At 41.9% G+C, this 11566-nt stretch carries 12 protein-coding genes; 9 read left to right on the top strand and 3 right to left on the bottom strand.

Annotation, left to right across the window (positions count from 1 at the left end; all coding sequences use genetic code 11):
* The 6 genes from RMO15_RS30270 to RMO15_RS30245 form a co-directional block, all read left to right on the top strand.
* Positions 1-740 (top strand): CpsD/CapB family tyrosine-protein kinase (locus tag RMO15_RS30270; RefSeq protein WP_309722014.1); only part of this gene is annotated, 740 nt, incomplete at its 5' end.
* Positions 737-1957: a polysaccharide biosynthesis/export family protein gene (locus tag RMO15_RS30265; RefSeq protein WP_309722011.1), complete on the top strand. Its 1221-nt coding sequence runs from the start codon at positions 737-739 to the stop codon at positions 1955-1957. The genes RMO15_RS30270 and RMO15_RS30265, both read left to right, overlap by 4 nt.
* Before the next feature lie 15 nt (positions 1958-1972).
* Positions 1973-3469 carry a hypothetical protein gene (locus RMO15_RS30260; protein WP_309722008.1) on the top strand — a complete coding sequence of 499 codons (1497 nt, stop codon included), beginning with the start codon at positions 1973-1975 and terminating at the stop codon, positions 3467-3469.
* Positions 3456-4637 (top strand): glycosyltransferase family 4 protein, encoded by a 1182-nt coding sequence (locus RMO15_RS30255; protein ID WP_309722005.1) that lies wholly within the window; start codon positions 3456-3458, stop codon positions 4635-4637. The genes RMO15_RS30260 and RMO15_RS30255 overlap by 14 nt, the downstream gene beginning before the upstream one ends.
* On the top strand, positions 4624-5772 hold the full coding sequence (locus RMO15_RS30250; RefSeq protein WP_309722002.1) for a glycosyltransferase: 1149 nt from the start codon (positions 4624-4626) through the stop codon (positions 5770-5772). Before RMO15_RS30255 ends, RMO15_RS30250 begins: the two co-directional genes overlap by 14 nt.
* Before the next feature lie 13 nt (positions 5773-5785).
* Positions 5786-7648 (top strand): O-antigen ligase family protein, encoded by a 1863-nt coding sequence (locus RMO15_RS30245; RefSeq protein WP_309722000.1) that lies wholly within the window; start codon positions 5786-5788, stop codon positions 7646-7648.
* 42 nt (positions 7649-7690) lie between these two features.
* Here the strand turns inward: RMO15_RS30245 and RMO15_RS30240 are convergent, their stop codons facing one another.
* From RMO15_RS30240 to RMO15_RS30230, 3 genes are all read right to left on the bottom strand, one after another.
* On the bottom strand, positions 7691-8422 hold the full coding sequence (locus RMO15_RS30240) for a fasciclin domain-containing protein (protein WP_309721997.1): 732 nt from the start codon (positions 8420-8422) through the stop codon (positions 7691-7693).
* Positions 8423-8576: 154 nt separating this feature from the next.
* Positions 8577-9263 (bottom strand): fasciclin domain-containing protein, encoded by a 687-nt coding sequence (locus RMO15_RS30235; protein ID WP_309721995.1) that lies wholly within the window; start codon positions 9261-9263, stop codon positions 8577-8579.
* Between the two features lie 2 nt (positions 9264-9265).
* Positions 9266-9937 (bottom strand): fasciclin domain-containing protein, encoded by a 672-nt coding sequence (locus RMO15_RS30230; protein WP_309721991.1) that lies wholly within the window; start codon positions 9935-9937, stop codon positions 9266-9268.
* 234 nt (positions 9938-10171) lie between these two features.
* Between RMO15_RS30230 and RMO15_RS30225 the strand changes: the two genes are divergently transcribed.
* The 3 genes from RMO15_RS30225 to RMO15_RS30215 all read left to right on the top strand — a co-directional run.
* Positions 10172-10564: a hypothetical protein gene (locus RMO15_RS30225; protein ID WP_309721988.1), complete on the top strand. Its 393-nt coding sequence runs from the start codon at positions 10172-10174 to the stop codon at positions 10562-10564.
* Between the two features lie 24 nt (positions 10565-10588).
* Entirely contained in the window at positions 10589-11155 is a 567-nt protein-coding gene (locus tag RMO15_RS30220; RefSeq protein ID WP_309721985.1) for a peroxiredoxin, read from the top strand.
* A partial coding sequence (locus tag RMO15_RS30215) for a TlpA disulfide reductase family protein (RefSeq protein WP_309721982.1) occupies positions 11155-11566 on the top strand: 412 nt, incomplete at its 3' end. The genes RMO15_RS30220 and RMO15_RS30215, both read left to right, overlap by 1 nt.

Genomic DNA, 11566 nt, shown 5'->3' with positions numbered 1-11566 from the left:
TGATGGAATCCTATCGTAGCTTGCGTACAAACTTAAACTTTGCTGCGGTTGGAAACTCATTGCGTACAATGGTGATTACCTCCTCCGTTCCTGCTGAAGGTAAATCCACAACAGCAGCAAATTTAGCAATGGCCATGGCACTTGATGGTAAGCGAGTTATCATTGTAGATGCAGACCTTAGACGACCAAGCTTGCATAAGCTATTCCGGCTTGAGTCCTCTCCTGGCTTAACAGACGTCTTAGTAGGTACCCATGAAGTAGAGGAAGTGATCAAGTCCAGCGGTGTGGATAACGTGAGTGTTATCTCAGCGGGTTCGCCTCCTCCAAACCCAGCAGAACTTCTGGGTTCAAGTAAAATGATAGATCTTATCGAGAAACTGAAGTCGCTTGCAGATGTCGTACTGTTTGACTCTCCTCCCGCCCTAGCCGTTGCGGATAGCATTGTGCTTGCAGGGCGAACGGACGGAGTTCTCCTTGTTATTGGTTACGGAGAAACAAAGAAAGCCAACTCACGTAAAGCCGTGGAACTTCTTAATCGTGCAAACGCTCGGGTACTCGGAACTGTTCTGAATCGTATAGAAGGGCCAAGTTCAGGATATTACTACGGGAAATACTACGTACCTGCGACTGTTGAAGCAGGACGGACAAGTCGGAATGTCAGTGATGTGAATGTTCGTGAGATCGAAGCAGTTACTGATGCAGATACTACTAGCCAGATAGGAAAAGGTCAAGATTCATGAAAATAGATCGTACACATACATCGGCTTGGTTTTGTTTGCTTGGCCTAGGCATAAGTCTTGTCCTTACAAATGTTGGAAAATGCGCTGAGCCCCTAAAACAAGAGAAGATTACTGAAACTTATCGAGTGGAAATTGATGATGTTCTTGCAATTACTGTCCTAAATCATCCTGAATTTAGCCTTGCTGCCCAAGTATTGCCTGATGGAACAATTACATTCCCAATTTTAGGAAAGCTTACAGTAGTTGGTCGGACACGCGAGCAAATCAGTAATGAGATTGCTACAGGCTTGAAAAATAAAAAACAACTTGTAAAGCCTTATGTGACTATCAATGTTACTCAACGGGCACAACGTGAAATTACGATATTAGGTGCTGTACGAGGTGCAGGAAAGTTACCCCTGAAAGATAACTGGACAGTTCTAGACGCACTAGGTGCTGCGGGAGGCGTTGGCTCTGGGACAGGGCCAACAACCGACAGATACGAATTTTATTCTGCACAACTCTTCCGTGAAACTCAAGTGATTGCTCTAGATCTTGCCAAGGTATATGCAAATGATCCTGTGCAAAATATTGCTTTGAAAAATGGAGACAAGATCTATATTGTTGTTAAACCACGGGATCAAATAACCGTTACAGTTATTGGAGAAGTTGCAAATGGGCGTGGAGGAACGATTGAACTCCCAAAAGATAAGTCAATCTTAACTATTTTAAACGACTTAGGAGGGGTGACTGAAGCCGCTGCTTTATCAAAAGCCACACTTCTACGTAATGGAACTATTATGAAGTTGGACCTTCGTGGATTTAAAAAAGGAAAGATTGAAAACACCATTTCACTTGCGGGTGGTGATGTCTTGACAATTCCAAGACTTGAAGATCGTTATAAAATTAATGGCGTTGTTAGTCGTCCTGGCGAATTATATTACCCAGATGACCGAAAGCTGACTCTCTTTGATGTCTTAACTCAAGCTGGCATCCCTCCTACTGGTGCAGAACTTAAAAAAGTAAGTCTAACTCGCTTCGAAAAAGGAGTTGCAACGACTCAGAAGCATGATATTGATAAAATGCTGAAAGGTGATCGCTCTCAAGATGTTGAAATACAACCGGGTGATGAAATTTTTGTTCCTGCCAGTGATCCCAATAAAAGAAAATTAGGAATACAAGATTATGTCGGTATTTTGGGTGGTATAGTTGGCTTACTATTTTTCTTTAGGCGCTAATTTTAGTTTTTATTTATGAAAAATATTTTTATAAAAATAAATAATTTCATCAAACTATTTCTAATAGATAGAAATAGTTCCAGCATTCTATTGCTTTATATCCTAGCTCCTATTTTAATGGGTAGTTTTACTGATTTGGCTCGTGCTGGTGACGCTTTTAGTTTGCCTATACACTATGTGATCACGATATTTGTAGCGATTATTATTTATATCTCATTACAATTTTCAATTACTATTGGTGTAATTGGAATGTTTATATATTTAATTTTTTTAGGGTGGCTAAGGAGATTACTCATTCCTACAACCGGTTTTATATCTAATGATCCGATCACACTAGTAAGTTTAATTGTTAGTGGTGTATCATTTATTAGAATGCTCACTCAAAGAAAAATACCTAGATTTACTATTGTATCAAAATATATAAATATATTGTCGATGATAATGTTTGCGGAGGTCTTAAATCCATTTCAAGGTGGTATAGCTGTTGGTTTTGGAGGTATTATTTTTAGATTAGTACCGATATTCTGGTATTTAATCGGTTTGAGTTATGGTAATAGGGATGTTCTATCTAAAATAGGAGTTACTGTTGTTATTTGTGGTGTAGCTCAGGCTTTTTTTGGTCTAAATCAAACTTACTATGGATTCTCGGAAGTCGAAAAGTTTTGGATTGCCTCTGGAGGAGGTACTCAGATTCTTGGAGCAGTAAAAAATATTGGTGTGCTATATCGTTCTGTTGGTACCCTATTATCATTCTCTGAATATGTTTATGTGTTACTTTTAAGTGCTGCTGTCAGTTGGTGCTTCGTAATCAATAAAAAATATATTTATATCCTCCCATTAACTGTAATCGTTGCTTCATTAGTTTTGTCTTCGTCACGTGGATCTATTATTAGTTTGATTGTAATGTTCGTTACAACGATGGCAGTTCAAGGTAAAAATTATCGTAGTTGGATACCACGGCTTTTTCTTGCCGTTATTCTAGCTTTTTGGGGACTTACATTTAGTATTGAAAAAGCTAAAAATATAGAAAAGACTGATCAGACGGAGGCTATTATTGGGCATCAAATTAAAGGTTTGAGTGATCCCTTTGGAAAGGAATCGACGGGTGGAGGTCATGTAACATTGATAGTCAATGCAATGCTAACAGGCTTCACAAATCCCATAGGCTTTGGATTAGGATACGGGACGCTTGCTGGTAAACTTGGTGAAGGTTCAGGAGGATCTGAAACTGACTATTCAGACATGTTTCTCGCTCTTGGGTTTCCAGGAGGGATTTTATATATAGTTATTTGTCTTCGTATATTAATTAATATATGTAAATATTGGCATGATAGTAGAGATTTTTTGGCTCTGATGTCTATCGCCATACTTATTGTATGTCAAGGACAATGGATATCAGGTGCACATTATTCGCAATCAATGATTCTTTGGTTTATAGTAGGAGGTATGGATAGAATTATTTGGTTTTATAGAAAAAAAGAAAAAGAAATTTTTATTCATGAAAATAAATGATTACAAAACAAAAAATATTCTTTATTTAAATCATACTGCTAAATGGTCTGGAGGTGAAATTGCACTGTTTAGATCATTAAGTGCAATCAATAAGCAGACCTTATCCCCAAATATTTTTCTTGCTGAGGATGGTATATTAGCAGATAAAATGAGATCGATTGGTGTCAATACTGAAGTTTTAGTTTTGGGTGAAAAGGCTATTGAATTACGTAAAGATCAATTGGACAAAAAAACTGTTTTGAATATGGAATCATTGATTGAATACATTAAATATTCAATAATGTTATCAAAACGAATGAGTGATATGAAAACTGATTTAGTACATTGCAATTCTTTGAAATCAGATATATATGGTGGGATTGCAGGTAGGATTTCAAGAATTCCCGTTATATGGCACGTTCGAGATCATATTAGTCATCCTTATTTGCCGAAAAAAATTGTTTCTGTCTTTAAAAAATTAGCTAAAATTTTGCCATCTGGGATAATAACAAATTCTGAAAGCACATTGAACTGTTTATTCGGAAATAGTTATATGAAAAATAAATCTCGTGTTATTTATGATGGTTTAACTAATGAAGAATTGAATTCACTACCACGGAACGCTTTTTGCTCTTGGAACGAAATACCGAAAATTGGTATTTTAGGTAGGATTGTTGAATGGAAAGGTCAGCATGTGTTTTTAGATGCTGCTGAAATTCTTCTGCAGCGTGGTGTCGTAGCCAAATATCAAGTAATCGGCGCTTCACTTTTTGGAGAAGATGGTTATGAATCAATAATAGTTAGCAAGGCTGAAAAATTAAAATCTAGTGTTGAATTTTTAGGTTTTAGGTCAGATGTGAAAAATATATTACAAAATTTAGATATCTTAGTTCATTGTAGTATATTACCTGAGCCATTCGGTCAAGTCATTATTGAGGGTATGGCGGAAGGTTTGCCTGTGATCGCAACGAATGCTGGTGGAGTGAAAGAGATTATTACACATAACGTAGATGGCATATTGAGTCCCTTGGGAGATGAAATTGCCTTGGCAAATGATTTGGAAAATCTATTAGCTCAACCTGGATATGCCAGTAAACTTGGTCAAAAAGCATACTTTAAAATTAGAGAAAAATTTACGGCAGAAAATTCGGCACGTGCGATAGAATCTTTCTATCATGAGCTCTTATAATGAAAGACAAATCGTGCGAATCGCAATAGTTCATGATGATTTAACACAACGTGGTGGTGCTGAGCGTGTTGTAGAAGCTATGCATAATATCTGGCCCGATGCACCGATTTATACATCAGTATATGATGCGAAAAATACTTTCTCTACATTTACTAAATGTGAGATTTGTACTTCTTATATGCAGAAAATTCCCTTTGCTGCATCAGCAAAATACAACAAATTTTTTTTAATATTTTATCCAACTGCATTTGAAATGCTTGACTTACGTGGATTTGATGTAGTTTTATCCAGCACTACAAGATTTTCTCACGGAGTAATAACCTCTCCTGAAACATGTCATGTCTCATATTGCCACTCTCCTTCACGTTTCGCTTGGAGATATCATGAATATATATCTGAAGGAAAGATTGGGAAAATTTTTGAAGGGATTATTCCTTTACTTGTTCATTATTTGCGTCTATGGGACTATATGGCATCAAGACGGGTCGATTATTATATTGCAAACTCAAGAAATACCGCTCGGAGATTGCTAAAATTTTATGGTGTAAACTCTAATGTTGTTTATCCACCTGTTGAGACGCATCGTTTTTTTATCGAGGAAAATCCATCACTTGATTATTATCTAGTTGTCTCACGGCTGGTATCGTATAAAAAAGTCGATCTTGCAATACAGGCTTGTAATCATTTAAGGATTCCTTTAAAGGTCGTTGGTAATGGGCCTGATCTAAAACGACTTAAATCAATTGCTGGATCAACGGTTGAAATTCTGGGACGTGTTCCTGACGGCGAAGTCGAAAAGCTCTTTGCGAATTGTAAAGGTTTTTTCTTTCCTGGTGAAGAAGATTTTGGTATTGCACCGTTAGAAGCGATGGCATCGGGTCGGCCCGTTATTGCGTATCGTGCAGGAGGAGCTATTGAGACTGTTGTCGATGGAGAAACTGGAGTATTTTTTGATAAACCTACTATTGAGTCATTAGTGGATGCAATACAACGTTTTGAGAAACTTGTATTTGATCCTGCTAAACTTCGTCTGCATGCTGAAAAATTTAGCGCTGAGGTATTTCAAAAACAACTCTCCATATTGCTTGAACGTTGTTTTTCTGAATATAACTATAAGTACCGAAATATCTCTTGAACGGTGGTGAATTATGGATAGAATTGATCCTTGGCATAAACGTGAAGTTGAACGAAGAAATTTTGAAAAACACAATGTGAGAAAAACTGACTTTATTAATGAAGTCAAGAAAAAATTAAATGCGATACTCTTTTTAATTTGCATTTCTGTATTTTTAACTTCAGAAGTGCCAAGTATATTATCGTATACTCGCTTATGGTTGTCTGTATTTGGTGTTCTTGCTTTGTCCCTTTTAATTTTGATAAATAGAGATTATTCAGAAAAGATCTTAATTTATATAAAAAAACCTTCTGATTTACTAATTATATTTTCGTTTATATATTATTTATGTACTGTTTTTGTTTATCAAAATAAAAATGTAGGTATTGGAGAAATAATACGATTGTTATCTGGCATGATGTCTTTTTTTGTTTCTTCTTGTGTGTTAAAAAATAAAAAAAATATTTCTTTTGTTATTTATGGTATTGTATTTATCTGTTCTGCTATTTCGATTTATGATATATCTCATTATGCACGTAAAGTTGGGCTCGGTAGTCACTTTTCGGCAGATGTTAGCTTGTTGGGTACTCATGAGAGTATTGGTTCCCTGCTTGCTATGGTATTGCCATTGTCGTTGATTTTATGTTTTAGGAAATTATCATCCGAAAACATAAAATTATTTGCTTACTCAACATCAATAATAATTTCTTTTGCTTGGATTATGGTGCGTTGTCGCTCTGCCTGGCTGGGAGGTATTATTGGATTAATTGTGATGGCACTTTTGATGATGAAATTTACTGGGGAAAGGGAAACGAAACAACGTATAAATCGTAAGAATATTGTGAGTCAGGTTGTCGCCTCACCTTTGTTGTGGATTGTTGGAGGACTCATTGTCATTGCTATATTCGGAGGCTTAGGACCCGCTTTAGCAGGACGTGCATCTTCACTCGGAAGTATTCTTGAAGATAATTCGTCACTTGATGGACGATTCATTATGTGGGAGGGAGCACTTCGAATGCTCTCAGAGAAGCCGATCTTTGGATGGGGATTGGGTGGCTATCTCTTACTTCAAGGGCGCTGGACGAACCTTGGGGATAGTCCTGAACAAGTTATTCTTTATGGGACTGGACATCAAAATATTGCCCATAACTATTATGTACAGTGGTTCGCAGATACCGGTGTTGTTGGGGGAGGATTGTTACTTCTCTCCGTCTGTGTACTTTTAGCTTTTGGTTTGAAAGCGTTGAGGTTGGCGCGGCACACGGAAGATCGCACTCTTTTAATTGCTTGTAGTGCTGCATTGATTGGAGCGCTTGCCGAAGTGAATGGCTCTCCTGCTTTTCAGTTCTGTGGGGTGTGGGTGATATTCTGGGCGATCGCTGGGGCCTTAATGTCTGGTGTACGGGAGGTAGATCAAGATACTCCTGTAAGGTTAGCTCCTAGTACCTACGCGATAATTTTTATCTTCGTCGCTTCTGTGTGCGGTAGCTTAGTCTGGTATGGAAATCGGTTGTGGGATCCGCATGGAACGCCACGTGGGATATTTCAGATTGTTGAAGAGACGAAAGGACCTTATTATCCTGGTGATAGGGTACGCTGGCGTGCCCTCTATCGTGATGGGAAAGGTAAGGAGCAAGGGAGCCACCCGGGGACGAAGTGGATTGCTCCTCTCTGGGTAGACTTTAAGCCTACTACTGAGCCAAGGCCTGTCAAAACACAAGACATTTTCTTGTTGCGTGCCGTTTTCTCAACGAGTGATCTTTTGAGGGGATTTTCTGAGTTGTCATTACGTCTCCCTCCTGGTGAGACAGGGATGGTTCAGATCCAAGCTACTTTTTCTGATCAGTTTGGACGTAACTATGATGCCTCCCGAGTTATTGAGGTTGTCAAAAAATAAGCGGGCCAAAATGGCCCGCTTACTAAATACGTAAAAGAGGAATTAGTCCTCTTCTTCAAGTGGTGCTTGTATTGGGTGAATGTAACCATTACTGGCAAGGATATCACTCTGGCCTACTAGGATGTTATTAATCCTAAGCTCTCCATTTCGATTGGTGATAACGGCATTCTCACCTGTTAGGGTTTTTAGTGTCGTACCATCCTTCAATCCGAGCAACTGACTGATTGTGTAGCGTCCCTGTATCGTATGCCGCTTAATGAGTTTGATAAGAGTCGATTTATTCTGAGGGCTTTTGATGTCACCTTGAATAAGGCTGGTGGCCGCATTTGTGGGGGCAAAAAAGGTATAGGGACTATCTTCTCGCAAGAACGCTACCAGCTCTGCGGAGTCAATCAGCTTAACCGTTTCAGAGAACTCTGATTGCATACCCATAAGAACATCATAGATAGGCTTGTTACCGGCACCATTTAGAATCGCTCCCGTGATTGGGCCACCACCACTCGCGGCACCTGCTCCCGCGGAGCGTGAGTCTAGGACGGTCGAGTAAGCACCAAGGCCCACAAGACCAAGGGCAACACCGGTTATGGCATTGCGGTTGGTTAGACCCTTAATCCCTAGGAACGAGCCACTGTTGTCTCCACCTTTAAGGTAGCTATCTGTGGGGGGTTGTACGGAACCGAGTGCGATTTGGTTGCGTGTGGGAATTTGACTTGCGACAAGCCCTGCGATGCTGAGGGCTACAATAACACGAAGAGCCCGTTCTTGATACTTCATTTCCTTCTCCCGTTAATACTGTAGGAGCAGACGTTCCTCGGTTGAGGAAACGTGAGATCCTTACGATATATCTTCGGAAAGAATATATGCAAATTTCAGGCCAAAACAAAAAAACCAGCAATTTAGATTGCTGGTTTTTTCAAGGCAGGAACTTTTAGGATTGTTCTTTAACAACCACACCTTTCGCTGCAAGCACCCAACCATTGCTGGTAGGATACTCAGCACCTAGCATCTCAACACCGTTGGCTGTGAGCTTGCCATTTGTAATTTTTAGTTCTATAGTGTCGCCAGAGATTGTTTTCAATGAACCGCCGGACTTCGCCATAGTTGTCAGCGTGCTTAGACTATATTTTCCCTCAACGGTGATTCTATTTAGAAACTCTATGGCCGGTTGTTTGTTGCCCGCTTGCTGAAGTCTCAGAACTTCACCCTCACCCACATCATTTTTCAGGGCGTCATTCGTTGGCCAGAAGACGGTGAGTTCTTTGGTACGATACATTTCTATCTCACCTGCATTGTTAATAATGCTGGCAATATCGGTGAAATCATCATTTGACTTGGTCAAATCAAAAATGGGCTTATTACCACCAAGAAGCCCACCCCCACCACCACCACCACCAAAGACACCACCACCACACGTGCCAGGTTTGATAACGGAGTAAAGACCGCCAACAACAAAGCCACCCACAAGAACATTCGTAAGACTACTTTGCAGTAGCCCGTTACTTTCTGGATAACCATCCGCAGCCAAACTAACTGAAGAACGGCTTGGTATCTGAGACGCAACAATACCTACAATTGTAAGAGCGGATACGATACGAAAAACACGACTTTTATTCATAACTATTCCTGACTTGCTTCCGAACCTGGGAGTAGGCCGTTCGTCGACACGATAAAACCATTATTTGCGGGAAATTCGGAAATGACCGGGACTCCATTGACTGTTAGCTTGTCACCTTCCAGCTTTAAAGACAAAGATTCATTAGAAATCGTAGTGACAAAACCATTGGCGTTCGCTCTATCTTTTAGCTTGCTGATACTAAGCCTATCCTCTGCTACAGTGAGGCGATTTAGTAAGGTCACAGCATCTGCCACTCCAGCAGCGCTGGTAAGGCGATCTACTTCAGCTTGACCAAGTGCTTTAAGAAGAGCTTCATCCGTCGGCCAGAAGACAGTGTAAGAACCTTGGGAATATTTTTCGAAGAGGCCCGAATTATTCAGGATTCTACCTATCAGTTTGAACTCCGAGTGATCGCGCGTGATCATCGCAATGGGAGAGTTTCCACCAAGAGCTATGTTCGTTTTCATCGATCCTGAACCAATGCGGGGGGCATTTTTAGCCAAAAGGAAAACACCCGCAGCTCCTAAAGCAATCGCCCCGCCATTATTATTACTCTTCGGGCAACCATCATCCGCAGCTAAACTAACCGAAGAACGAGTTGGGATCTGCGCGGCGATGATACCAACAATTGTTAGGGCTGATGCCATACGGAAAATGCGATTTTTAAAATTCATCTTTTGCTCCTGAAACCTACACTACTATAGGATTCTGATTCTTGCTTTAGAGAAGGGGACTCACTCCACTCCCTGAAAATCTTTAAGTCAGGTACCTCAACCTAAGTCTACAATACACCTAACACGCAGGTATTATACCCGGATTTTAGAGTTTTGACGCGCTTTGAGGAAAAAAAGTAATCTAGCACAAAGCATGCCAGAGTGCCTCTTTTGTGACGGGGTATCATAGATCCTATGCCTGATCGAATACAGACCGCCCAGATTGTGGGGGTTGACCCGGAGACGTTAGAAGTAAGCGATGCCTTCCCCGGCACTTACGGTTTCTATGTGCGCCTCTCACGAGACCCTGGTACGGAGTGGGCGGCGGAGTTTGAGAGCCTCTACCTGCAATCTTCCCGTCCCTCACGCCCCCCGGTGATCTTTCGAGGGGATACGCTCTGTGTTCACTATCTGCCCGTCTATGTGCATGAGCTGCCGGAGTACCTTGTCTTTCTCACGGAGATTGTTACCCAGACCAATGCCGCCGTCGAGCGTCGCAATGCCGTTCTGCCCGACGATAGTGGCCAGCGTGAGGCGTTTCGTGAGGAGCTACGCCAGCTTGCCCAAACCTATCGTATGACGCGGTAAAATGCGTCTGGAGGAACCCAACGAATGTTATTTCTGATTCCGATGCTCCTGCTGGCTCAGGAGCCCCCCGCGAAGGCGACTATAGCGCCTCAGGAGCCGCCTGCTGCTGCAAAGCCGACGGATCCCGCGCTGGAGCTAATTGGCAAGAAAGCGCCTGATTTTACCCTGCCCGACCAGAACGATAAGCTCGTCGCTCTCAAAGAGGCGAAGAGGGCAAAGAAGTGGGTGGTGCTGGCCTTCTATCCCTCAGACGGAACTCCTGGCTGAACGATTCAGAATAAATCTTACTCGGCGAGTAAGGACGAATTTGCAAAGTTGAATGCGGTGGCCTACACCCTTTCGACGCAAGACACTACCAGCAAGAAGAAATTTTGTGAGCGTGATGCGCTGACCCACATACTCCTCTCCGATGTCGGGGCGAAAGTGGCCGAAGCCTACGGGGTGAAGCTTGGAAATGGAATGGCAAAGCGCGTGACATTTTATATTGATCCCAAGGGTAAGGTTGTGGCAGTGGACACTCCGACAAAGGCACAAAATGCTGCCGCCAATGCCGTGGCGATGCTTAAGAAACTACAGGAGGCGAAACCCTAATGCCGGGACCCACTCCGATTGATCCGACGGGCCTGAAGGCTGTCGTTGCCAAAAACAAAGGCAAGGTTGTCGTGGTGAACTTCTGGGCGTCGTGGTGCGTGCCGTGCAAGCAGGAGTTCCCCGACCTGGTCGCGGCGGTAAAAGCCAGTGGTGCGACTCTAATCACCATCGCCTGCGACTCGCCGCAGGACGCTGCGACCAAGTCCGCCAAGTTCCTGACCGCGCAGAACGCGACATCCAATGCGTTTTTTAATAAGGCCAACACGGATATCGCAGCATTTCTGAAGTGGCTGGAGCCCAAAGCCCCGCCCGCGTCGCCGATTCCCCGTACCTATCTTTTCAGCCCCTCAGGCAAGCTGGTCAAAGCCATGGCGGGCAAGCACGATGCGGCGACATTCACCAAAGAGATCA

Source organism: Armatimonas sp., assembly GCF_031410135.1.
Taxonomy (GTDB): Bacteria; Armatimonadota; Armatimonadia; order Armatimonadales; family Armatimonadaceae; genus Armatimonas.
Note: the sequence above shows the minus strand (reverse complement) of the source record. Positions and strands in the feature narration are given on the sequence as shown.